At 67.6% G+C, this 23,882-nt stretch carries 22 protein-coding genes; 10 read left to right on the top strand and 12 right to left on the bottom strand.

All coding sequences use genetic code 11. From position 1 onward, the window contains the following. Positions 1–9: 9 nt before the first annotated feature. The 3 genes from dcd to apbC form a co-directional block, all read right to left on the bottom strand. The gene (gene dcd, locus ACFQ0E_RS14800; protein ID WP_386825090.1) at positions 10–579 is read right to left on the bottom strand and encodes a dCTP deaminase; all 570 of its coding nucleotides are present in this window, start codon (positions 577–579) and stop codon (positions 10–12) included. Between the two features lie 146 nt (positions 580–725). Further along, positions 726–2,096, bottom strand: a complete 1,371-nt coding sequence (locus tag ACFQ0E_RS14795; protein WP_386825088.1) for a S8 family peptidase — start codon at positions 2,094–2,096, stop codon at positions 726–728. 210 nt (positions 2,097–2,306) lie between these two features. Further along, entirely contained in the window at positions 2,307–3,164 is an 858-nt protein-coding gene (apbC, locus tag ACFQ0E_RS14790; protein ID WP_386825086.1) for an iron-sulfur cluster carrier protein ApbC, read from the bottom strand. Between the two features lie 241 nt (positions 3,165–3,405). On the opposite strand from apbC, the gene ACFQ0E_RS14785 reads away from it, so the two are divergent. From ACFQ0E_RS14785 to ACFQ0E_RS14750, 8 genes are all read left to right on the top strand, one after another. Continuing rightward, entirely contained in the window at positions 3,406–6,273 is a 2,868-nt protein-coding gene (locus ACFQ0E_RS14785; protein ID WP_386825084.1) for a TonB-dependent receptor plug domain-containing protein, read from the top strand. Between the two features lie 178 nt (positions 6,274–6,451). Further along, positions 6,452–6,892 carry a DUF2147 domain-containing protein gene (locus tag ACFQ0E_RS14780; RefSeq protein WP_386825082.1) on the top strand — a complete coding sequence of 147 codons (441 nt, stop codon included), beginning with the start codon at positions 6,452–6,454 and terminating at the stop codon, positions 6,890–6,892. Positions 6,893–6,965: 73 nt separating this feature from the next. Continuing rightward, complete coding sequence (locus ACFQ0E_RS14775) at positions 6,966–7,406, top strand: DUF2147 domain-containing protein (protein ID WP_386825080.1); 441 nt, start codon at positions 6,966–6,968, stop codon at positions 7,404–7,406. 77 nt (positions 7,407–7,483) lie between these two features. Beyond that, positions 7,484–9,589 carry a methionine--tRNA ligase gene (metG, locus tag ACFQ0E_RS14770; RefSeq protein ID WP_386825078.1) on the top strand — a complete coding sequence of 702 codons (2,106 nt, stop codon included), beginning with the start codon at positions 7,484–7,486 and terminating at the stop codon, positions 9,587–9,589. Between the two features lie 57 nt (positions 9,590–9,646). Then, positions 9,647–9,931, top strand: a complete 285-nt coding sequence (locus ACFQ0E_RS14765) for a hypothetical protein (RefSeq protein ID WP_386825076.1) — start codon at positions 9,647–9,649, stop codon at positions 9,929–9,931. 22 nt (positions 9,932–9,953) lie between these two features. Beyond that, on the top strand, positions 9,954–10,403 hold the full coding sequence (rnfB, locus tag ACFQ0E_RS14760) for an Rnf electron transport complex subunit RnfB (RefSeq protein WP_386825074.1): 450 nt from the start codon (positions 9,954–9,956) through the stop codon (positions 10,401–10,403). Continuing rightward, positions 10,400–10,942: a hypothetical protein gene (locus ACFQ0E_RS14755; RefSeq protein WP_386825072.1), complete on the top strand. Its 543-nt coding sequence runs from the start codon at positions 10,400–10,402 to the stop codon at positions 10,940–10,942. Before rnfB ends, ACFQ0E_RS14755 begins: the two co-directional genes overlap by 4 nt. Beyond that, positions 10,943–11,116 (top strand): hypothetical protein, encoded by a 174-nt coding sequence (locus ACFQ0E_RS14750; RefSeq protein WP_386825070.1) that lies wholly within the window; start codon positions 10,943–10,945, stop codon positions 11,114–11,116. A 24-nt stretch (positions 11,117–11,140) separates the two neighbouring features. Here the strand turns inward: ACFQ0E_RS14750 and ACFQ0E_RS14745 are convergent, their stop codons facing one another. From ACFQ0E_RS14745 to ACFQ0E_RS14715, 7 genes are all read right to left on the bottom strand, one after another. Beyond that, positions 11,141–11,587 carry a hypothetical protein gene (locus ACFQ0E_RS14745; RefSeq protein WP_386825068.1) on the bottom strand — a complete coding sequence of 149 codons (447 nt, stop codon included), beginning with the start codon at positions 11,585–11,587 and terminating at the stop codon, positions 11,141–11,143. Beyond that, positions 11,584–12,621, bottom strand: coding sequence for a TraB/GumN family protein (locus ACFQ0E_RS14740; RefSeq protein WP_386825066.1), 1,038 nt, complete (start codon positions 12,619–12,621; stop codon positions 11,584–11,586). The genes ACFQ0E_RS14745 and ACFQ0E_RS14740 overlap by 4 nt, the downstream gene beginning before the upstream one ends. 36 nt (positions 12,622–12,657) lie before the next feature. Beyond that, the gene (locus ACFQ0E_RS14735) at positions 12,658–13,620 is read right to left on the bottom strand and encodes a DUF1684 domain-containing protein (protein WP_386825065.1); all 963 of its coding nucleotides are present in this window, start codon (positions 13,618–13,620) and stop codon (positions 12,658–12,660) included. 1 nt (position 13,621) lies between these two features. Next, entirely contained in the window at positions 13,622–15,502 is a 1,881-nt protein-coding gene (gene mutL, locus ACFQ0E_RS14730) for a DNA mismatch repair endonuclease MutL (RefSeq protein ID WP_386825063.1), read from the bottom strand. A 188-nt stretch (positions 15,503–15,690) separates the two neighbouring features. Then, entirely contained in the window at positions 15,691–17,232 is a 1,542-nt protein-coding gene (locus tag ACFQ0E_RS14725; RefSeq protein WP_386825406.1) for an N-acetylmuramoyl-L-alanine amidase, read from the bottom strand. An 88-nt stretch (positions 17,233–17,320) separates the two neighbouring features. Next, the gene (tsaE, locus tag ACFQ0E_RS14720) at positions 17,321–17,791 is read right to left on the bottom strand and encodes a tRNA (adenosine(37)-N6)-threonylcarbamoyltransferase complex ATPase subunit type 1 TsaE (protein ID WP_386825061.1); all 471 of its coding nucleotides are present in this window, start codon (positions 17,789–17,791) and stop codon (positions 17,321–17,323) included. Then, positions 17,788–19,320 (bottom strand): NAD(P)H-hydrate dehydratase, encoded by a 1,533-nt coding sequence (locus ACFQ0E_RS14715; protein WP_386825059.1) that lies wholly within the window; start codon positions 19,318–19,320, stop codon positions 17,788–17,790. The genes tsaE and ACFQ0E_RS14715 overlap by 4 nt, the downstream gene beginning before the upstream one ends. Here ACFQ0E_RS14715 and queG point away from each other — a divergent pair. Together queG and ACFQ0E_RS14705 are read left to right on the top strand one after the other, a co-directional pair. Further along, the gene (gene queG / locus ACFQ0E_RS14710) at positions 19,319–20,443 is read left to right on the top strand and encodes a tRNA epoxyqueuosine(34) reductase QueG (protein WP_386825404.1); all 1,125 of its coding nucleotides are present in this window, start codon (positions 19,319–19,321) and stop codon (positions 20,441–20,443) included. The two genes, ACFQ0E_RS14715 and queG, sit on opposite strands and share 2 nt — an antisense overlap. Positions 20,444–20,622: 179 nt before the next feature. Then, a complete protein-coding gene (locus ACFQ0E_RS14705; protein WP_386825058.1) occupies positions 20,623–21,282 on the top strand; it encodes a hypothetical protein in 660 nt (219 codons plus the stop codon). 6 nt (positions 21,283–21,288) lie between these two features. Here the strand turns inward: ACFQ0E_RS14705 and pgi are convergent, their stop codons facing one another. Further along, complete coding sequence (gene pgi, locus ACFQ0E_RS14700; RefSeq protein WP_386825056.1) at positions 21,289–22,812, bottom strand: glucose-6-phosphate isomerase; 1,524 nt, start codon at positions 22,810–22,812, stop codon at positions 21,289–21,291. A 189-nt stretch (positions 22,813–23,001) separates the two neighbouring features. Beyond that, the gene (gene panC / locus ACFQ0E_RS14695; RefSeq protein ID WP_386825054.1) at positions 23,002–23,850 is read right to left on the bottom strand and encodes a pantoate--beta-alanine ligase; all 849 of its coding nucleotides are present in this window, start codon (positions 23,848–23,850) and stop codon (positions 23,002–23,004) included. Positions 23,851–23,882: the final 32 nt, after the last annotated feature.

Raw genomic sequence — 23,882 nt, 5'->3', positions numbered from 1 at the left:
CTGGCGCGCTCAGGTGCGCGGCAAGGTCACGCCGGTCTGGCCCTGGTACTTGCCGCCGCGGTCCTTGTAGGAGGTCTCGCAGACCTCGTCGGACTGGAAGAACAGCATCTGCGCGACGCCCTCGTTGGCGTAGATGCGCGCCGGCAGCGGCGTGGTGTTGCTGAATTCGAGGGTCACGTGACCTTCCCATTCCGGCTCCAGCGGCGTGACGTTGACGATGATCCCGCAGCGCGCGTAGGTGCTCTTGCCCAGGCACACCACCAGCACGTCGCGCGGGATGCGGAAGTACTCGACGGTGCGCGCCAGCGCAAACGAGTTGGGCGGGATGATGCACTCGTCGGCGACCACGTCGACGAAGCTCTTGGGATCGAAATGCTTGGGATCGACGATCGTGGAGTTGATGTTGGTGAAGATCTTGAACTCGCGCGAGCAACGCACGTCGTAGCCGTAGCTGGAGGTGCCGTAGCTGACGATCCGCTGGCCGTCGGCGGCATGCTTGATCTGCCCAGGCTCGAAGGGGTCGATCATGCCCTGTTGTTCGGACATGCGGCGGATCCAGCGGTCGCTCTTGATGCTCATGCGTGTGTGTTCCGGGCCGGGGCCCGTCTGTCAGGGGCAAGGCCGGCCATTCTACGGGATCGCCGCCGAGGCTTGCCCCGGACGGATGCCCGGGAACGACGAAGGCCCGGCAGGGCCGGGCCTTCGCGGGTCGGGGAGGCCGGAAATCAGAAGCTGCTGACGTTCAGACGGCCGTTGCTGACCACCTTGCCGTTGCACGAGGTCGTGGGCACGGCGGTGCCCATGATCGCGGCCTTGATGTCGGCGGCGCTGGCGCCCGGGTGCGACGAGGCATAGAGCGCGACGCCGCCGGTCACGTGCGGGGTCGCCATCGAGGTGCCGCTGTAGCTCGCATAACCGGGCACGACGCTGCCCTTGGAGCTGACCGGCACGGTCGAGTTGACGGCCGAGCCCGGTGCGCAGATGTCGACGGTGGTGGCGCCGTACTGCGAGTAGCTGGCGAGGCTGCCGTTGCTGGCCAGCGCGGCGACCGCGATGATGTTCGCGTTCGGATAGTTGGACGGATAGCTGGCGGTGGTGTCGTTGTTGGCGCCCGAGTTGCCGGCCGCCGCGACGAACAGGATGCCTGCATTGTTGGCACGGCCGATCGCATCCTGCAGCGCCTGCGAGAAGCCGCCGCCGCCCCAGGAATTGTTGGTGGCGACGATGTTCAGGCCGTGGCGCGTCTTCAGGTCGGTGAAGTAGTCGACCGCCTTGATCGCATTGGCGGTGGTGCCGCCGCGGCGGCCGAGGAAGCGGCCGGAGATCATCTTCACGCCGCTCCAGCACACGCCTGCGACGCCGACGCCGTTGCCGCCGACGGCGCCGATGGTGCCGGCCACGTGCGTACCGTGGTCGTCGCCCGCGCCGCCGGAGTTGATGTTGTTCGAATTGCCGTCGAAGTCCCAGCCGCGCACGTCGTCGACGTAGCCGTTGCCGTCGTTGTCGACGCCGTCCACCGGATCGTAGGGATTGGTCCAGATGTTGGCGGCGAGGTCCGGATGGTTGAAGTAGATGCCTTCGTCGATCACGCCGACCAGGACGCCGTTGCAGGCAGTGTGGCCGGCGGCCCAGGCTTCACCCGCCTGGGAACCGAACTGGTTCGCCGGGCTGGTGGCATCGCCGTACATGCCCCACAGCGAACCGTTGGTGTAGTACGGGTCGTTCGAGGACGCCGAATGGGTATAGATCCAGTTCGGCTCGGCGTATTCGATCGCCGGGTTGGTCGACAGGCGACGGACCAGCGCCTGCAGGTTGACCCCGCTGGGCAGGCGCATCAGGGTGGTGTCGCCGCCGCGCTTGCCGCGACGCAGGGTGTCCTGCGACACCGCGCGCAGGCCGGCACGCACGGCATTGCGCTGCACGGTGCTGGCACCGTCGCGGAACTTGATGATGAGCTGGTTGGCCTCATGGGCGCGTCCGGCGTTGAGACCGGAAATGACGGCATCGGGACGGCCACCGGCGAACGCGGTGGAGGACAGGCCGAGGGTGAGCAGGACTGCGGATGCCAGCATGGCGCGACGGACGGTACGGTTCATCTGTTTCAAGCCCCTGTTGTGATTGTGATTGTCGTTGCTGCAGACCGGCGGAAATCCGCCGAAGCGTCGACACACTAGGGACGCATCGCGAGCGGTTGCACGCCGCGATGCAACATCGCCGACCAGCGGCCGGGCTTGCCACCGCTGTCATCGACAATACCTATGAACAACGATCAATTTATTGATCGTGCAATCAATCTGCCGGCAGGATCACAGCAAGGTCGCGCCGATCTCGGCCTTGACCCGCGGACGCTCGCGCAGGGTCGCGACCACACGTGCCGCCAGGGCCCGATAGGCCGCCGCCACCGGGGAGTCGGGCGCTGCCGCCACGACCGGGACGCCGCCATCGCCCTGCTCGCGGATCGCGATGTCCAGCGGCAGGGAACCCAGCAGCGGCACGCCGTACTGCGCCGCCATGCGTTCGCCGCCGCCACTGCCGAACAGGTGTTCGACGTGGCCGCAGTTCGAGCAGACGTGCTGCGCCATGTTCTCGATCAGGCCCAGCACCGGGACGTTCACTTTCTCGAACATCTTCAGCGCCTTGCGCGCGTCCAGGGTGGCCACTTCCTGCGGCGTGGTCACGATGAGCGCGCCCGCGACCGGGATCTTCTGGGCCAGCGTGAGCTGGATGTCGCCGGTGCCCGGCGGCAGGTCGACGACCAGGATGTCCAGGCCCTCGCCTTCGTCACCGCCCCAGCGGGTGTCGTTGAGCAGCTGGGTCAGCGCCGAGGTCGCCATCGGGCCGCGCCAGATCATCGGCGTGTCCTGCTCCACCAGGAAGCCGATGGACATCGTCTCCACGCCGTGGGCCCGCATCGGCACGATGGATTTGCCGTCCGGACTGTCAGGACGCCCGGACAAGCCGAGCATGGTCGGGATGCTGGGGCCGTAGATGTCGGCGTCGAGCAGGCCGACGCGCAGGCCCGAAGCGGCCAGCGCCACGGCGAGGTTCACCGCCGTGGTCGACTTGCCGACCCCACCCTTGCCGGAGCCGACGGCGAGGATGTTGCGGATGCGCGGCAGGGGCGCGAGATCGGCCTGGACGGCGTGCGGAGGGAGTCGGGACATGGAAGGCGTATTCATCCCGATATTGTCGCCGGCACCTGCCCGCCCGGCCAGCACTGCGTCGCGCAGCGTCACAATACGGCACAGTACGTTTATTTTGTGACGAAAATCACTAGTTCAGGGCAACACAGGAACATGAAGTGCTCATGACAACGGCGTTAACCGCATGTTAAGTTCGCCGAGGATGGCCGGGGACTGTCATGCCATCTCGATATCGAATAACGACTTGCAACCGGGGAAACACATGATTTCTAGCAACTCGCGCGCCTTGCGGCGCTGCCAGCTCACCACGGCGATCCTCTCGACGCTGCTGATCTCTGGCATGGCCTTCGCACAGGACAACACCAGCAATTCCGGCGCCCAGCAGGGCCAGGAAGAGAACAAAGACGAGTCCGGCAACCTCGACCGCATCGTGGTCACCGGCAGCCGCATCAAGCGCTCCGAAGTCGAGGGCCCCTCGCCCGTCACGGTGATCTCGACCGAGCAGTTGCAGCGCGAAGGCTTCGTCACCGTCGCCGACACCCTGCGCACGATCACGCAGAACGCCGGTTCCAGCCAGAACGAACTGAACTCGGCCGGTGGCTTCACGCCGAACGGCTCGCCGATCAACCTGCGCGGCCTCGGAGAAGGCCGTACGCTGCTGCTGATCAACGGTCGTCGCGCCGCCGACTATCCGTTCCCGTACAACGGCCAGAGCAACTTCCAGAACTTCGGCAACATCCCGACCGCTGCGGTCGAACGCATCGAAATCCTCAGCGGCGGCGCCTCGGCGATCTACGGCTCCGACGCCGTGGCCGGCGTGGTCAACGTCGTGCTGAAGAAGAACTACGAAGGCGACATCTTCACCCTGCGCGCCGGCACCAGCACCACGGGCGGCGGCGATTACACCGACCTGCAGTGGGTCGGCGGCAAGACCGGCGACAACTGGAGCCTGACCTACGCGCTCGAATACTTCTACGACGAGCCGGTCTATGCCTACCAGCGCGACTTCATGGATTCGCGCGACGACAACCCGCTGCCGCCGGCCGTCGTCGGCAACCAGCCGGCCAGCGGCCTGCTGATCCTGCGCTCCGGCGTGCCGGTCGGTTCGCAGAACCGCATCACGCCGCCAGCAGGCACCTGCGACCGCTTCGGCGGCGAATACGTCGACTGGACGTACCGCGCCGTGTACCCGGCGACCCATCCGCTGGCCGGCCAGTCCTACGTCACCGGCAGCACCTGCGGTTACTTCAAGGATGTCGGTTACCAGACCATCAACAACGGCAACAAGGACCTGTCGGGTTACCTGTACGGCAACTGGCAGTTCGACAACGGCATGGAACTGTGGTCGAGCCTGATGGCCTACCACTCCAAGTCGGAGTTGTCGGGCGGCCTCGAGTTCTTCGGTGGCCCGCATACGGATGGCGTCGGCACGCGCACTGCAGCCTTCTTCGCCACCAACCCGACGATCAACGGCAACGTCACGGTGCAGCGCATCTTCACGCCGCAGGAAGTGGGCGGCGTCGAAGCGACGAACCAGAAGTTCACCGAGAAGTCCTGGGACTTCGCGATCGGCCTGCGCGGCAACTTCGGCGAGAAGTTCGACTGGGATCTGACCCTCGGCCGCGCCGAGTACAGCGCAAGCCGCACCCGCCCGCGCCTCGACGGCTCGGAAGTGACCAACTTCTTCCTCGGCCCGAACCTCGGCACTGCGGCGGCTCCGCGCTACCTGATCAACCTGGACCGCTGGTACCGCCCGATCACGCCCGAGGAATACCGGGCGATGTCTTCGATCCTGAAGTACGAAGCCGATTCGTACGTCACCCAGGGCAACTTCGTGGTCAGCGGCGATCTGTTCGAACTGCCGGCCGGCCCGCTGGGCATCGCCGGTGTCATCGAATACACCAAGCAGGGTTACGAGCTGAAGTCGCCGGCGGGCATCCTGCCGACCAACCGTACGGTCTACAACCTGACCGGCACGAACGGCGGCGGTGATCGCGACCGCTACGCGATCGGCGCGGAAGTCAGCATCCCGATCTTCAGCATGCTGAAGGCCAACCTGGCCGGCCGCTTCGACAAGTACAACGACATCACCAACGTCGACGACGCGAAGACCTGGGCCGCCGGCCTCGAATTCCGTCCGATCGAATCGCTGCTGCTCCGCGCCAACTACTCGACCAGCTTCAAGGCGCCGGACATGCACTACGTGTACAACGAAGGCAGCGGCGGCTTCAGCACCGCGCTCGACACCTTCCGCTGCCTGTCGACCGGCGGCACGCCCGGCACGGCGAGCTGCGCGGGCGCCACGTACAGCTACTCGATGTTCGCGACCAGCAAGGGCGAGCCGACGCTCGAGGAAGAAACCGGCAAGTCGCTGACCTACGGTCTGGTCTGGGACATCACCGACAACCTCTCCGTGCAGGCCGACTACTACGTCGTCAAGCTCGAAGGCGCGGTGGCCAACCTGTCGTCCACCTTCATCCTGGACGCGGAAGCCGGTTGCCGCACGGGCCTGACCCGCACCCGCCAGCCCTATCCGTTCGCAGCGGGATCGGCGTTCTGCCAGGAAGTCATCAGCCGCGTGACCCGTGAGCCTGCCGCAGGCGAACCGACCGACCGCGTGACCGGCATCCGCAGCGGTCCGGTGAACCAGTCGCAGCGCCGCGTGGACGGCATCGACGCGTCGATCAGGTACCGGATGGACACCGACCGTTTCGGCGACTTCGCGTTCTCGCTGGAGTGGTCGCACGTCCTCGGCTACGAGTTGCAGACCTTTGCCACCGATCCGATCGACCGCAACTGGCGTGACGATCCGGGCAACTTCGACTTCCGCAGCCGCATGCGTGGCTCGGTGGGCTGGCAGAAGGGCGACTGGGCGGCGAACGTGTTCATGACCCGCTACGGCAGCCTGCCGAACTGGCAGGAAACCGCACGCGTCGCGCCGTACTTCCTGTGGAACGCGAACGTCAGCAAGAAGATCACGGACAAGGCCAGCGTCAGCTTCTTCGTGAACAACATCTTCAACAACTTCCACCCGGACGACAGCGGCTTCAACACGTATCCGTTCTTCTGGCGCGGCTACAGCCCGATCGGTCGTACCGTTTCGGCGCAGTTCTCGTACAAGTTCAACTGATCGAACTTCGTACGCGCGAGATGAAGGAGCCCGGCGCAAGCCGGGCTCTTTTTTTGCCTGTCCGACTGACCGACATCACGTCCATACCCCACCGGATGCGGTATAACTGGCACATGTCCGGGCGGTACCGAGCCGGGGCACGACACATTCAGAATCCAACGCCCTGGGAGGGGTCACGATGCGCATCCAATCCATCATTTCGCTGTTCGCCCTGCCGCTGCTGGTCGCCTCGTTCGCGGCGTCGGCGCAAGACACCGGCATCGTCGGCCGCTGGAAGACGCTGGACGACAAAACCGGCAAGCCGATGACCATCACCGAGGTCTATCAGGCCAAGAACGGGACCTTCGCAGCCAAGATCGTCGAGAACCTCGGCTTGCCGGACACCTGCACCACCTGCAGCGGCAAGAACAAGGGGCAGCCGGTTGTCGGCATGCTGACCCTGTGGGGCCTCAAGCCCATCGAAGGCGGCTGGGGCGAAGGCAACGGCTACAAGCCATCGGAAGACCGCAGCTTCAAGGCCAAGAAGGTCGAACTGATCGATGGCGGCAAGCGTTTGAAGGTCACCGGCTGCGTCGCCGCATTCCTGTGCCGCAGCGCGGAGTGGGTCCGCGTCAACTGATCGCGTTCCACGCATCCCCAGGACGGCCCGGCATCGGGCCGTCTTCGTTTCCACGCCTCGGAGATCGCCCGTCATGCGCATCGCCCCCGCCGCCGCGCTACTCACCTGCCTCCTGCCCATCGCCGCCTGGGCGCAGCAGGCCTCGCCGGTCGGCCGCTGGCGCAGCATCGACGATGCCACCGGCAAGCCGAAGGCGGTGATCGAGATCCAGGAGGCCGGCAACGGCACGCTCACGGCACGGATCGTGCAGGTGCTGGACACGAAGGACGGCCCGAACCCGCTGTGCACGGCCTGCGAGGGCAAGCGCCGCAACCAGCCCATCGTCGGCATGCACATCGCCTGGGGGCTGAAGCCGCAGGGCAAGGCCTGGGGCGGCGGCCGCATCCTCGATCCCGAGAACGGCAAGGAGTACTCGGTGAAGATGACACCGATCGCCGCCGGCAGGAAGCTGGAAGTGCGTGGCTTCATCGGCATGGCCCTGCTCGGTCGGACCCAGGTCTGGATGCGGGAATGAGCGCATGAACCAGCGGCCGGGGGTCGCGACGCCCGTGCGATAATCGCCGGCCGCCCTGTCCGGAGCCGTCCGCGCCCATGTCCCGTTCCGTCCTCGTCACCAACGCCCTGCCCTACGCCAACGGCCAGATCCACCTCGGCCACCTGGTGGGCTACATCCAGGCCGACATCTGGGTGCGCGCGCGGCGAATGTCCGGGGACACGGTGCACTTCGTCTGCGCGGACGACACCCACGGCACGCCGATCATGCTCGCGGCGGAAAAGGCCGGCGTGACCCCGGAAACCTTCATCGCCGATGTCCAGGCCGCGCACGAGCGCGACTTCGCCGCGTTCGGCGTCGAATTCGACCACTACGATTCGACGAACTCCGCCGGCAACCGCGCGCTGACCGAAGCCATCTACACACGGCTCGACGCCAACGGCCACATCGGCCGCAAGACCGTGCAGCAGTTCTACGACCCGGTCAAGGGCATGTTCCTGCCGGATCGCTACATCAAGGGCATCTGCCCGAACTGCGGCAGCGCCGACCAGTACGGCGACAACTGCGAAGTCTGCGGCGCCACCTACGCGCCGACCGAGCTGAAGGAACCGCGCTCGGTGCTGAGCGGCGAGACGCCGGAACTGCGCGAATCCGAGCACTTCTTCTTCGAACTCGGCCAGTTCGACGGCTTCCTCCGCGAGTGGCTGTCCGGCGACGTCGCCGTGTCCGGCGTCAAGGCCAAGCTCCAGGAATGGCTGGACGCCGAAGGCGGCCTGCGCCCCTGGGACATCTCCCGCGACGCGCCCTACTTCGGCTTCGAGATCCCCGGTCAGCCCGGCAAGTATTTCTACGTCTGGCTCGACGCCCCGATCGGCTACCTCAGCAGCTTCAAGGCGCTGTGCGAAAAGAAGGGCTACGACTTCGACGCGTTCACGAAAGCCGGCAGCGACGCCGAGATGCACCACTTCATCGGCAAGGACATCGTGAACTTCCACGGGTTGTTCTGGCCGGCGGTGCTGAAGGGTTCCGGTTTCCGCACGCCCACGAAGCTGCATGTGAACGGCTACCTCACCGTGGACAACGCGAAGATGTCCAAGTCACGCGGCACGTTCGTGATGGCGAAGACGTACGTCGATGCCGGCCTGCCACCGGAAGCGCTGCGTTACTACTACGCCGCTAAGTCATCTGGGGGCGTAGACGATCTAGACTTGAATCTTGGCGACTTTGTCGCACGCATTAACAGTGATCTCGTTGGCAAGTTTGTCAATATTGCCAGCCGCTGCGCCGGCTTCATCGAAAAGAATTTTCAGGGAAAACTAGCAGCATTCCTATCAAAGGAAGCAGCAGATTTTTATCGTTTTCAGTACAACAAAATCCACGGACAAGTCACGGATGGCAGGTCTGCAGCTTACGGCCTGAACGAATCAGCGCAGTGGGACTTTGCGCATGTCTGCCGACAAACAATGGACGTTGCGGATGCAGCCAACGCTTGGATTGCGGACAAGGCACCTTGGGCGCTAGCCAAGGATGAAAGCCGTCGCAATGAACTTCATGACGTTTGCAGTTTGGCAATCAATCTTTTCCGATTGATTGCTGGGTATCTGAAACCCATCATTCCAGAGACGGCGGCAAGAGCCGAGTCGTTCCTTAATTGCACCGTCTCACGATGGCAAGATCTTGAGTCCCCCCTGCTCGACCACGCCATCCAGCCCTACACCCCGCTCTTCACCCGAATCGACCCGAAACAGATCGACGCCATGACCGAAGCTTCCAAGGATTCCCTGCAGCCTGCCGCACCCGCCGCGCCTGCAAAGGCAGAGACCGCCGCGCCGAAGGCCGCCGAACCGGCGAAGCCCGAAGCCCCGAAGAGCGAATACATCGGCATCGAGGACTTCGCAAAGCTCGACCTGCGCATCGGCAAGGTCCTGGAATGCGGTTTCGTGGACGGATCGGACAAGCTGCTGCGCTTCAAGCTCGACGCCGGCGATCTGGGCGAACGCCAGATCTTCTCGGGCATCCGCGCCAGCTACGCCGAGCCGGAAAAGCTCGTCGGCCGCAGCGTGGTGTTCATCGCCAACCTCGCGCCGCGCAAGATGCGCTTCGGCATGAGCGAAGGCATGATCCTCTCCGCCGGCTTCGATGGCGGCGCGCTTGCGCTGCTCGACGCCGACGACGGCGCGCTGCCGGGCATGCCGGTCCGCTGAGGCCCTGCACGCGTTCGCTTCATCTGCTCGACCATCCACCAGCCCTGGAGATCCGCGATGTCCACGCTGCGCCTGCTGTCCCTGCTCTGCCTGACCGCTTCGCTGGCCGCCTGCTACAGCGTCCCGCCCGAGGTGCGCAACACGCCGGTGAAGCCGGACGCCGAGCCGCAGCGCGCCATCGGCGGCGATCGCGATGCCAACGGTTGCCTGCCCGCCGCCGGCTACAGCTGGTGCGCGCGCGAAAACAGTTGCGTGCGTCCATGGGAACTGGCCAAGGCCAAGGGCTTCGCCAACGACGCCGAGGCCTTCGCGGCCTACTGCGCCGTGCCCGCCAAGCCCTGATTGCGATCGAACGACGCAGCCTGTGCCACTTGATCTCGTCGAACGCCTCGACCGCCTGCTCCCGCAGACCCAGTGCGGGCAGTGCGGCTATGCGGGCTGCCGGCCGTACGCGGAGGCGATGGCACGCGGCGAGGCGGGCATCGATCACTGCCCGCCGGGTGGCGACGCCGGCGCACGCGCGCTGGCACGGGCGCTGGGCGTGCCCACGCGGCCCTACGACCGCACGCGCGGCGCGCACAAGGCGCCGGCCCCGGTCGCGGTGATCGTCGAGGCCGACTGCATCGGCTGCACCAAGTGCATCCAGGCCTGCCCGGTCGACGCGATCATCGGCGCGGCCAAGCACATGCACGTGGTGATCGAACCGCTGTGCACCGGCTGCGAACTGTGCGTGCCGGCCTGCCCGGTCGACTGCATCGAGCTGGTCCCCGCAGGCATGCCCCCGCACATCGCGCCGGAATCGGCTGCGGCATGACTTACCGCGCGCTCGACGAGGCGGCGATCATCGCCACCGGCGAGCGTCTGGCCGCGCGTATCCGCGAACGCTTCCCCGAATCCGGCCTGTCGAAGGTCGCCGGCGAGCTGGTCGACGTGGCGCGGGAAAGCTCGCGGCACATCGCCGAAGCGCGCCGGCCGCACTGGCCGATCCGCATCGCCACCGGCGTGGTGATCGCGAGCATGCTGTCGGTGGTGGTGGGCATCGCGCTCACCGCACCGGCGCCGGCCTCGCGCATCGAGCTGTTCCCGCTGCTGCAGATCGTCGAATCCGCGATCAACGACGTGATCTTCCTCGGCGTAGCGGTGTTCTTCCTCGTGTCCGTGGAAACCCGGCTCAAGCGCAACAAGGCGCTGCATGCGCTGCACCAGCTGCGCAGCCTCGCGCACGTGATCGACATGCACCAGCTGACCAAGGATCCGGAGCAGTTGCTGTCGCCGGAGCGCGGCACGGTCTCGTCGCCGAAACGCACGCTGGACCGCTTCGAACTCGGCCGCTATCTCGACTACTGCACCTAGATGCTGGCGCTGATCAGCAAGGTCGCCGCACTGTACGTGCAGGACATCGACGACCCGCAGGTGCTCAGCGCGGTGAACGACATCCAGAGCCTGACCACGGGGCTGTCCGCGAACATCTGGCAGAAGATCGTGCTGGTCGACACCCTCGGCGAACGCGAACACGCCCAGAGCTGAACGCCGAGGCTGCGGAAGCGGGCGTCAGAGCCTGTCCCAGACCCGCGACAGGCCCCAGGCATGCACCGCGCCGAACGCGAGGCAGATGGCCGAACTCCACCACCAGAACGGCGTGCCCTGCTCGGTCTCGATGGCGAACAGGGCCACGCCGATCCCGACCAGCCCGCGCAGCAGGTAAATGCCGGTGATCGCCGACAGCGCCAGTTTCGACCACGGCATGCGCGGCAGCGCGCCGGCGGCGGAGAAGGCATAGGCCGCCCACAGCATCAGCACGGCGGCGATGCCCGCAGTGATCACGGCGGCCGTCGGATTGCCCGCCTCGGCCATCCGCGCCATGCGCTCGCCCGCGCCGAAGAAGCGGTACCACGGCGCGCCGAAGACGATGCAGCCGATATGCGCCAGCGCGGCGATCGCGCTCAAGGCACCGCCGAGCGCCAGCATTGGCTGGACGCCCGCAGGGGTGACGCTCATCGCTTGCTTCCGGCAACCGGCTTGCCCGCCGCGGGCGACTTGCCCGAGCCCAGCGGGGTCTCCGGCGGACAGCCGGTGCAGACGCGTTCGACGCGATAGCCCTTTGCGCGCAACTTCTCGACCACGCCGTCTTCGCCAAGCAGGTGCAGCGTGCCGACGACCACGAGGGTGTCGTCGGTGCCGGGTCGGTCGAGCATCGCCTGCAACTTGGGCACCCAGGCGTCGTTGCGCGCGACGTTGATGCGCTGGTAGAGCTTCGGATACTCGTCGCGCATCTCGACCGCCATGCCCTGCCACAGCTGCGCGGCATCGCCCCGGCGCCAGGCGGTGTGCAGCTGCTCGATCTCGTCGCCGGACTTGTGCGCTTCGCTCAGCGCTTCTTCAAGGAACTGCAACTGCTCGACCTTGCCCATGGTGTCGAAGATCGCGATCTGCTCACGGCCCTTCTCCAGCCCCGTCGCGGCCTTGCCGGCTTTCGCCGCGCGCGCCATGAAATACTTGTCGAGACCCTGTTCCGGATCGAGGCCCTGCTTGCGCATCTCGATGATCGAGATCGTCAGGCCGACGAACCAGGCATCGAAGGCCAGGAGCATGTCGCCATGCAGGCCCATCGCTTCCAGAGTCTCGGCATTGGCCTTGGTCCAGGCCTGCAGCTGCCTGAGCATCGGCTCGGGCAATTCGTGGCTCAGGGGCTTGCCGTCGGTGCGCAGCGCGGCCTGGGCCATGGCCTGCGCCAGCGCCGGCGAGGTCATTTCCTCGGGCGACAACTCGAAGGCCAGCGTTTCGGCATCGTCGAAGGCCAGGTCGACATCCTGCGACAGCGGGTAATCCGCAGGCTTCAACAGATGGAAGGAGCCGAGCAGGTACAGGTCGTTGTCGCCGTCCGACACCTTCCACAGCAGCGGCACCGGCGGCACCGGCGGCGTCTGCGGCGCAGCGGCGGCCTTGCGCGGGCCGGACTTGGTGGCGGCGACCGCAGAGACGGTGGCGATGGCGGCGACGAGCAGGCCGATGAGCAGGGTTCGGGAGCGCATGGTTCGGGAAGGGTCCGTGGGGGGCGCGACGGGAGGTCAGGCTTTCTTCTTCGGCGGATAGCGCTTCTCGCCGGCGGTGATCGCCAGGTCGAGGCGGTTCTCCCTCGGCGGCAGCGGGCAGGTCGCGAACTGCGTGAAAGCGCAGGGCGGATTGTAGGCGCGGTTGAAGTCGATCACCGCCTTGCCATCCGGACCCGGGCGCGCGACATCGAGATAGCGGCCGGCGCCGTAGCTTTCGTGGCCGCTGGTGCGGTCGGCGATGATCAGCTGCAGGGTCGTTTCGCCCTGGTCCAGGGCCTCGATGCGATAGGTCTTGCCGTCGCGCTGGAATTCGAAGACGCCGGGGTTCGGCATCGCTTCGCTGGTGCCGATGATCGTGCCGATCTCCAGCGTCTTGCCCGGCGGATGCGGCACGAAGCGCGCCTGCACGCGCCAGCCGGGATCGGGCTTCCAGAATTCGATCGGGGTGAAGTTCTTCCGCGTCGGCGCATCCTCGTGGCGCACGCGCACCGCCTGCCGCCCGCCCCGGGTGATCAGGTTCAAGCGGCCCTTGCCCTCGTCGAAGCCGATCACCGTCGGCGCACCGGCGCTGTCGTCCTTCAGCTCGACGCGGCCCTTGAGCGGCTCGCCGTCGACGGTCAGCGACAGCCCCGATTCGGGCACGAAGAACACGCGGTCGCCGCTGCGCTGGATCATGCCCAGCGAGTCGGGCCCGAGCGGGATGCGCATGCCGCTGCGCGCGCTGCTGCCGATGTAGTGCGACTGCAGGGTGAGGAAATGCAGCGCGATCAGGCTGGTCCAGCCATCCGGCCTCACCAGCTGTTCCTCGCGCTGGACGCGCCAGAGGTTCTCGTCGGACAGATAGCGCGCCTCTTCCTCGCTCATCGGCGTCTTGGCCGCTGGCGCATCGCCGCCGCACCCGGACAGCAGCGCCAGCATCAAACCGATGCCGGCCAGGTGCACGACATTGCAGAAGGTGCGATCACGGAGCACAGGCATGTCAGCGTCCTCTCAGGAACCAGCGATCGATCTCGCCCAGGGTGAACTTCGCCCACGTCGGGCGGCCATGATTGCATTGACCGGACCGCTCCGTCGCCTCCATCTCGCGCAGCAGCGCGTTCATCTCCGGTAGGCTGAGGCGGCGATTGGCGCGCACCGCGCTATGGCAGGCCATGGTCGCGAGCAGTTCGTCGCGGGCACCGGCGACCCGGCGCGAGGCGCCGTGCTCGACCAGGTCGGCGATCACGTCGCGGAACAGGGCTTCGATCTCGCCATCGGCCAGCAGCGCCGGCACGCCGCGCAGCGCCAGCGCCTGCGGCCCGCTGCGGGTGACCTCGAAGCCCAGCGCGGCCAGGGTTTCAGCTTCGCGCTCGGCGGTCTCGGCTTCGCGCTCGGACACCGCGATGGTCTGCGGCACCAGCAGCGGCTGCATGCGCAGGCCGATGCTGTCGTGCGCCGATTTCAGCTTTTCGTAGCCGATGCGCTCGTGCGCGGCGTGCATGTCGACGACGATCAGGCCATCGACGGTCTCGCTGAGGATGTAGATGCCGTGCAACTGGGCGATGGCGTAGCCCAGCGGCGGCACCTCGCCTTCCACTGCTTCGGGCAAGGGACGCACGGCCTGCTGCGGCGCGGTCGATGCGCCGTACAGCGCGCCATAGGCCACCCTCGCCTCGTCCACGCGCAGGCCCAGCCCGGTCTGCGGCATCGGACGATTCCAGGCCGAGACATCGGGACGCATCGCCGGCTGTCCGCCGTAGGCCGAAGAGACCGTCGATGACGGCATCGACGATGGCATCGACGCAGGCATCGGAGACACCAGCTCGCCGGTGGCGGGATCGATGCCTGCGACCGCACCGGCGCGCGTTTCGGCCAGCGCCGCGCTCAAGGTGCGATAGACGAACTCGTGGATTGCGCGCGAATCGCGGAAGCGCACTTCGTGCTTGGCCGGATGCACGTTGACATCGACGCGGCGCGGATCGACATCGAGGAACAGCACGTAGGCAGGCTGGCGGCCATGGAACAGCACGTCGGCGTACGCCTGCTTCACCGCATGCGCAACGCTGCGGTCGCGCACCGCTCGGCCGTTGACGTAGAGGTATTGCTGGTCGGCGCTGGCCCGGGAATACGCAGGACGCGCGATCCAGCCGCGCAGGCGCATCGTGCTTCCGCTCTCGGTGGACACCGGGGTTTCGTGGTCGACCTGCAGCGCGTTCACGAGGAATTCCTCGCCGAGGGTTTCGCCGAGACGGTCGGCCGAGAACAGCGTGCCCGACTCGCCGCCCTTGTAGCGACGCAGCGGCTTGCCGTTGTGGGTGACGCGCAACTCCACGTCCGGTCGCGCGAGCGCAAGCTGGCGCAGCCATTCCTCGATGTGCCCCAGCTCGGTGCGTTCGGCGCGCAGGAACTTGCGTCGCGCCGGCACGTTGAAGAACAGGTCGCGGACTTCGACCGTCGTGCCGGGCGGCAACTGCTTGGGCGCGACTTCGCCGACGCGGCCACCCTCGACCAGCAGCACCGTGCCGCGTCCGTCGCGGCCCTGTCGCGAGGCGATGCTGAAGCGGCTGACCGAGGCGATCGACGGCAGCGCTTCGCCCCGAAAGCCCAGCGTGGCCACGGCTTCGAGATCATCAAGTGACGCGATCTTGCTGGTCGCATGGCGCTGGATCGCCAGCGGCAGCTCCTCCGGCGGGATGCCGCCGCCGTCGTCGCGGATGCGGATCAGGCGGACGCCGCCGTCCTCCAGGTCGATGTCGACCCGGGTCGCACCGGCGTCGATGGCGTTCTCGACCAGCTCCTTGACGACCGATGCCGGGCGCTCGATGACTTCGCCGGCGGCGATCTGGTTGACGAGGGTGTCGGGCAGCTGGCGGATCGTCACGTCGTCGAAGTCGCCGCATCTGCGGCCTGTCGTGGAAGGACGATGATGATAGCCCGGGCATCGGGGCCACGGTCGTGACGCTTGCCCTGAAGACACAGACACCGGCACGGAAAGTCCGTGCCGGTGTCTGTATTCGAAGTTCAACCCGGGATCACGCCTGAATCACGCACCAGAATCACACGTCTGGATCAGGGGCTGCCACCGGTGGTCGCAGGCTTCGCCGTCACGCTCGCGGCGCTGGCGACGACGGTCCCGCTCTCCAGTGCCTTGGCACGGGCGGCGTACAGCGTGCCCGGCGGCGGCTGGCGGGTGAAATACGTATCCACGCCTTGCAGCACTGCGCGGGCCAGGTTGCGCTGGTAGGTCGGATCGACGAGGCGACGCTCTTCGTCCGCGTTGGAGATGAAGGCGGTCTCGACCAGCATCGCCGGCATGTCCGAGGTGCGCAGCACCGCGAAGTTCGCGCGCTCGATGTTCGGCTTGTGGTTGTAGCCCACGTTCTTCAGGCCGGAGAGCACCTGGTTGGCCGCATCTTCCGAAGCCTTCATCTGCCCGCTCTGGGTCAGATCGAGCAGCACGGACGCGAGGGTGTTGTCGTTCTTCGGCTTGACGCCACCGATGAGGTCGGACGCGTTTTCCTTGTCGGCCAGCCAGCGGGCGCGCTGCGAGGAAGCGCCGCGCGTCGACAGCACGTACACCGACGAGCCCTTCGCGGAACGGTTCTCGGCGGCATCGGCGTGGATCGAGATGAAGATGTCGGCCTTCGCCTGCCGCGCGAGCTGGCCGCGACGATGCAGGGGCAGGAACATGTCCGAATCGCGGGTCAGGAAGGCCTTGAGACCCGGCGTCGCGTTCACCTGGCGCGCCAGTTCGCGGGCGATGGCCAGGGTCACGTCCTTCTCGCGCTTGCCGGTCGGACCGATCGCGCCCGGATCCTGGCCGCCGTGGCCGGCATCGATCGCGATGATCAACGGACGCGTGCCGCTGCGCAGGTCGCGCAGGGTCTTGCCCGGCGCCAGCGCTTCGGCCGTCACGGGGGCCGTGGCCTGCTCCGGACGCGTTGTCGGCGTCGCAGCGGTCATCGGCGGATTTGCGGTCGTATTCGCGGGCGAAGCGGGGGTCGGTGTGGCGGGCGCGGTCGGCTGCAGGCCGCCGGCAGTGGTGGCGGCGACCGTGGTCGGGGCAGCGGAAACAGGGGGGACGGACTGCGACGTCGCCGCCGGCGACGGCGTCGCAGGCTTCGAAGACGCAGCCGCGACTGCGAGCGGCGCGGCCGTCGTCGCAGTCGGAGCGGTCGTCGGCGTCGTGGCGACCGGCGGCTTTGCAAGACCGTCGCCGGGCCATTCGACGACCAGTCGTGCGCCGTCGGCACCGGCTTCCAGACGCGGCTTGAGCGGTGCGACCGGTGCAGTGAGATCGAAGACGATGCGGGTCACGCCCGGCGCCGGCTGGCCGGTACGGACGGACTTCACGATGCCGGCAGGCGCCGGGAGGCGGAGATTGCGCGCGGCAGTGTCGGGCAGATCGACGACGAAGCGTTCGGGGGCCGACAGGCGCATGGTACGGAAGGCGACCTGTGACTGCAGTTGCAGTTCGGCACGCGTCCCGGCCGGACCATCGGCGAGGTGCAAGCCCTTGATTTCGTTGGCTTGCGCAAGGTTCCAGCACAGGGCGACCAGGAGCGCGAGCCCCAGGATGATCTGCTGGATGGTGGTCCCCTTGATGCGCATGCCGGCCAGTGAACCACCGGCAAGGGAAATTTTCAAGCACTTTTCCCTTAATAATCCGTGACCTGCCTGAACTTCCTGTCGACTGGGGTCAGCTATGCCCCGCAACCGACTGCAGACGGTCCAGCCAGGCCTGCCCCGCCTCCGTTCCGGGACGCAGTTCACAGCGGCGCCCCTCCCCTTCGATCGACAGCGCGACCCGCAGATCGGGAATGGGCAGCGCATCCCCTGCCCGCTCGGGCCACTCGATCAGCCACAGGGCAGCATCGACATCGTCCAGACCCAGGAATTCCAGCTCGGCGCCGTCGCCGATGCGGTAAAGATCGAGGTGCAGGGCCTCGCCGGTCGCCAGCGGATAGCGCTCGACCAGCGTATAGGTCGGGCTGCGGATCGCGCCCTGCACGCCCAGCGCACGCAGCCAGGCGCGTGCGAGCGTGGACTTGCCCGCGCCCAGGTCGCCGTGCAGATGGACGGCAGCAGGGACCGGCGCGGTCGCGGCCAGGGCTTCGGCGAAACCTGCGGTCGCATCGGCATCGGCCAGATGCATGGAGAACGCGCTCATGCCATGGCGCCCGGATTCGCCGATCGACGCAGATTCGCGAAGAGATCCGATGGCAGCAGACCGCGTTCGCCGCCGTCTCGCGCAGCGCGATCCGCAGCGACCGCATGCAGCAGCGCGCCGCAGGCGGCGGCATCGAACGGCGCGGCGCCCTGCGCGATCAGGCCGGCGATCACGCCAGTCAGCACATCGCCCATGCCTCCGGTGGCCATGCCGGGATTGCCGGCGTCGATGAGGATCGGCACCTGTCCGGGCGCGGCGACCACCGTGCCTGCGCCCTTGAGCACGACCGCGCAATCGAAGCGTGCGGCGAGCTGACGCGCGTGGCGCAGGCGATCTGCGGCGATCGCGTCGGTGGTCGTGCCGAGCAGGCGCGCGGCCTCGCCCGGATGCGGCGTCAGCACGGCATCGCGCAGTGCTTCCGCATCGCGGCGCGCGAGGGCGTTGAGCGCATCGGCATCGAGAACGAGGGGCTTTCCGGCGTCCATCGCGGCATGCAGCAGCGACAAGCTCCATTCGCTGCCGCCGAGGCCAGGACCGATGGCGATGACCGAAGCCTTGTCGAGCAATGCCGACAATCCATCGCTGCCGCCATCGACATCCTCGATGGCGCGCACCATCGTTTCCGGACGACGCGCCAGCAGCACCGGCACGTGTTCCGCACGCGTGGCGGCGCTGACCAGCCCGGCGCCGACGCGATGCGCGGCTTCGGTGCACAGCGCCAGCGCGCCGCCGTAACCGCGATCACCACCGATGCAGAGCACATGGCCGAAATGACCCTTGTGCGCATCGTGCGGGCGCGGCGCGAAGCATGACGACAGCGCATCGGCGCGCGCGACGCGCGCGGCCGGTTCGAGATCGTCGAAGAGATGGTCGGCCAGGCCCAGCGCATCGACGACGACATCGCCTGCGGCGACACGTCCGCGACCGGTGTACAGGCCGGGCTTGCCGGCGATGAAGGCCAGCGTGACGTCGGCCCGCACGCTCAGGCCGTGGTCGTCGCCGGTGTCGGCATCCACGCCCGAGGGCACGTCGAGCGCAAACAGCGGCACGCGGCGGTCGGTCGCAGCACGGTTCAACGCGTGGACCAGGTCGCCGGCGGCGCCGTCGAGCGGCCGACGCAGGCCAATGCCGAACAGCGCATCGACCCAGAGTTCGACCTGTGGCAGCGCTGCGTCGGCATTGAAGGCCGTGATCTGGCCGCCGGTCTGCAGAAAGACCGCCTGCGCGCGCCGGGCAACGTCGGATCCCGGACCCTCGCCGAGCTGCAGCAGCGACACCTGCCGCCCCGAGCCCAGCGCCAGCGCGGCGAGAATGTAGCCGTCGCCGCCGTTGTTGCCGGGCCCGCAGGCCACGCCGATGCGCTGCGCCTGCGGCCAGCGCTCCAGCACCAGCCGCCACGCGGCCAGGCCGGCACGGGCCATGAGGTCGTCTTCGTCCAGGCCGAAGCGCGACATTGCGATGCCCTCGGCGGCACGGATGGCGGCACCGAGGTAGACGGTCTGCAAGGCAGGAAAGGACGCGATGCGCATGCACGGATTCTATACTTCCGGCGTGGATACCGACGCGCAGCCCCCGCACGCAAACCCCGACTTCGCCGCACTGGCGGACCGCATCCGCGTGCTCGCGGCCGAGGCCGGATTCCAGCGCTGCGGCATCTCGGGGATCGAATTGGCGGACGACGAGCGCCACCTGCGCGACTGGCTGGACAAGGGCCTGCATGGCTCGATGCGCTGGATGGCCGAGCACGGCGACAAGCGCAGCCGTCCGGCGGACCTGGTCCCCGGCACGCTGCGGGTGATCTCGGTGGGCCTGGACTACGGCCGCGACGCGGACGAAGCCTGGGCCACGCTGGAAGACGGCGAACGCGCCTACGTCGCGCGCTACGCGCTGGGCCGCGACTACCACAAGCTCATGCGCAACCGCCTGCAGAAACTGGCCGATCGCGTCGCAGCGGAGATCGGGCCGTTCGGCTTCCGCGTGTTCGTCGATTCCGCGCCGGTGCTGGAGCGCGCGCTGGCGCGGAACGCCGGGCTGGGCTGGATCGGCAAGCACACCTGCCTGATCGACAAGGACGGTGGCTCGTGGTTCTTCCTCGGCGAGATCTACGTCGACCTGCCGCTTCCCGTGGATCCGCCGGCGACCGCGCACTGCGGCACCTGCACCCGCTGCATCGACATCTGCCCGACGCAGGCCATCGTCGCGCCCTACCGGCTGGACGCGCGCCGCTGCATCGCCTACCTCACCATCGAGCACGAGGGCGCGATCGACGAGGACCTGCGCCCGCTGATCGGCAACCGCATCTTCGGCTGCGACGACTGCCAGCTCGTCTGCCCCTGGAACAAGTTCGCGAAGACCACCGACGAGCCGGATTTCCGCGCGCGCAACGATCTCGACAAGGCGACGCTGGCCGACCTGTTCGCCTGGGACGAGGCCGAATTCCTGCGACGTACCGAAGGCTCGCCGATCCGCCGCAGCGGCCATGCGCGCTGGCTGCGCAACCTCGCGATCGCACTGGGCAATGCGCCGACCACGCCCGAGGCGGTCGCGGCGCTGCAGTCGCGGCGCGACATCGCCGACGCCATGGTCCGCGAGCACGTCGAATGGGCCCTGCGTCGGCACGGGGTCGGGATCGCATCGACATCGAATCCCTGATGACGCGCCCGGTCGCTTGAACACGCCGAAGGATTGGTTTCTACTCGTCTGCAGGGGGAAGATCGCGACGCGGGGCGTATCCACGGACGACGGGGGCCGCTGGACACGGGAGCGCATCGGACCACAAGCCGGCTTGCCCCACGCCATCGCCCCGCCGCACGAGGCCGCAAGGATCCGCCATGAGTTCGTTCCTGTACGCGCAGATCGCACAGCAGAGGAAGACCGCAGCGGCCGCCCCGGCGTCCGACACCACCATCCGCACCTTCACCCAGGCCTCCGGCGGCAAGGACGAGAGCGCACAAGCGAACAAACCGGTCACCGTGAACGGTTATGTCGAAGCCACGGCCGCGCTGGTGCCGACCGAAGTGCTCACGCTGCACGCGCTGATCCTCGGCGCGACCACGCGGATCGTTCCACCGAATGCCGTTCCCGCCGCCACGAAAGCCGCCATCACCGGCGCACCGGAAGCCGCCGGCGCTACGCCGAGCACGATCACGCTGATCTCCGATCCGAGCTCGCTGGCGATCGCCTTCTGGGCCTTGGCGCTGATCGGCATGGCCCTGTACCTCGTGCCCCGGCTCTACGCCGCATGGACCGCCGCGAAGGCCGACAAAACCAGCTGGCGCGCGCAGATGGGCGCCGCCGACTGGGCACGCGCGGCGATCCCGCCACTGGCCTTCACCGCGTGGACGATGCTGCAGCGCGCGACCGCGTTCGACGCGGCCTTCCCGCATCTCACCGAATCGCAGCGCACGGTGTTCGGACTGCTGCTCGCCGCCGTGGTGATCGGCGCGGCCTCGTGGCTCGCGTACAAGCCCACGCCCGCAGCGAAGGGCTGACACGCGTCAAGACCGCCAGCGGATCTCGTCCAGCAGCGCGCGCGTCACCGGGTCGTCGGCGTCCGCTTCGCCGCGCAGGGCCGGCAGCAGGCGGTTCGCGACCTGCTTGCCGAGTTCGACGCCGAACTGGTCGAAGGCGTTGATGCCCCAGAGCACCGACTGCAGGTAGACGCTGTGTTCGTACAGCGCGATCAGCGCACCCAGCGATTCGGGGGTCAGCGCGTCGAGCAGCAGCAGCGTGCTCGGGCGATTGCCTGCGTACAGGCGATGCGGGTCGTCGCTGGCCTGGCCGTTGGCGAAGGCTTCGGTCTGCGCAAGGAGATTCGCCAGCAGCGCGGCATGGTTCTCTTCGTGCGCATGGTCGGGGCGGAGCACGCCGATGAAATCCGCAGGCACGACCTGGGTGCCCTGGTGCAGGGCCTGGAAGAAGCTGTGCTGGGTGTCGGTTCCCGCCCCGCCCCACCACACCGGCACGGTGTCCAGCGACAGCGGGCTGCCGTCGAGGCGCACGGACTTGCCGAGGCTTTCCATGACCAGCTGCTGCAGGTAATTCGGCAGCAGACGCAGGCGTTCGTCGTAAGGCAGCACCGCGTGCGAGCCGGCTTCAAGAGCGTTGCGGTTCCAGATCGCGGTGAGCGCATGCCACACCGCGAGGTTGTCGCGCAGCGGCGTCGCGAGCGTGTGCGCGTCCATCTCGGCGGCACCGGCGAGCAGGCGTTCAAAACCGTCCATGCCGATCGCCAGCGCGATCGGGAAACCGACCGCCGACCACAGCGAGTAGCGACCACCGACCCAGTCCCACATCGGCAGGATGCGGTCCTCGGCGATGCCGAACGCGGCGGCGCGCTCGACGTTGGCGCTGACGGCATAGACGCGGCCGCCGTCGCGCGAGGCGTGCGCACCGAGCCAATCGCGCACGATGCGGCCGTTGAGCAGGGTTTCCTGCGTGCCGAAGGTCTTGGAGATCAGCACGGCGGCGGTGCGCGACGGATCGAGTTTCGACAGCGTGCGGCGGATCGCGTTGCCGTCGACGTTGGAAACGAAATGCACGCGGAGGCCGCCGGCATCGTCGGACAGCGCGTCGGCGACCAGGCGCGGCCCGAGGTCGGAACCGCCGATGCCGACGCTGACGATGTCGGTGATGTCGGAGTCACGCAGCCGCTCGACCAGGGTCGCCATGCGCGTTCGCGCCGCACGCGCCTGCGCGGTGGCATCGCGGGCGACGGCAGCGGTGGAAAGATCGCTGCGCAGCGCGGTGTGCAGGGCCGCACGGCCTTCAGTGACGTTGACGACATGGCCGTCGAACAGGCGACACAGCGCGCCGGCCAGGTCGGCGGATTCGGCGAGCGCGAACAGCGTATCCAGTGCTTCGCGGTCGTAACGCTGGCGCGCGAAGCTGGCGTACAGCGCGCCACTCCGCAGCGCGAAGTCGCGGGGGCGATCGGCGTCTTCCGCGATCAATGCGGACAGCGGGCGATGCTGGAGGCGGCGCGCATGTGCGCGGAGGGTTTCGTAGCTCGATGACGTCATGGGGGAGTCGACAACGGCACAGTGGGCAACCGCCTCATCATGCCAGATCGAATCCGACGGAGATGCGATGTCCGGCAAGTTGGCGCACAGGCTGTCCTGTGCGCGCAGGTGCGTCGCGATGCGGTCACGCAGCCAATGTCGTCCTGTCGCATCGCCTATCCCGCGACGATGCGCGCGACAGGCGACGGGTCAGCCGAGCGTGAATTCCAGGTTGTCGATCAGACGCGTGCGCCCCAGCCGCGCCGCGATCAGAACCACGCGCGGGCCCGGCGCGTCATCGGGCTCGGACAGATCCGGCGCGCGCACGGCCGCGTAATCCACCGCGAAACCGACCTGCGCCAGACGCTGCTCGCCTTCGGCCTCGACCACGGCGCGCGTCGCACCCGCCTGCAGCCGCTCGCGCATCGCCTGCAGCGTGCGATGGATCTCGGCGGCGACCACGCGGTCTTCCGGCGTGAGGTACTGGTTGCGCGAGCTCATCGCCAGGCCGTCGGGTTCGCGCACGATCTCGCCGCGCAGCAACGTGAGCGGATACGCCAGGTCGGTGACCATCTGCTGGATCACCGCGACCTGCTGGAAATCCTTCTTGCCGAACGCGGCCACGTCAGGTTGCACCTGGTTGAGCAGGCGCGCGACCACGGTGCAGACGCCGTCGAAATGCCCCGGACGATGCGCGCCTTCCAGCACGTCGGCGACACCGGGTACGCGCATGCGCACCGCGAGGTCGACGCCGAAGGGATACATGCTTTCGACCGTCGGCAGCCACAGGGCGTCGCAACCGGCGGCCTCCAGACCGCTCGTGTCGGCTTCGGGCGTACGCGGATAGCGGGTGAAGTCCTCGTTCGGGCCGAACTGGGTCGGATTGACGAACACGCTCGAAATCACCCGGTCGGCGTGCTTGCGCGCCAGCGCGACCAGCGAATAGTGCCCCGCGTGCAGGTTGCCCATGGTCGGCACGAAGCCGATGCGCAGACCTTCGCGGCGCCAGCCGAGGATGCAGGCGCGCAATCGCTGGAGTTCGGTGATGGTTTCGATCATGGACATCGTGTCTCGGAGGGAATGCGTGGAGG

This window comes from Lysobacter brunescens, assembly GCF_042677005.1.
GTDB lineage: Bacteria > Pseudomonadota > Gammaproteobacteria > Xanthomonadales > Xanthomonadaceae > Lysobacter_I > Lysobacter_I brunescens.
The sequence above is the reverse complement of the archived record's forward strand: the minus strand, read 5'-3'. Positions and strand labels throughout refer to the sequence as shown.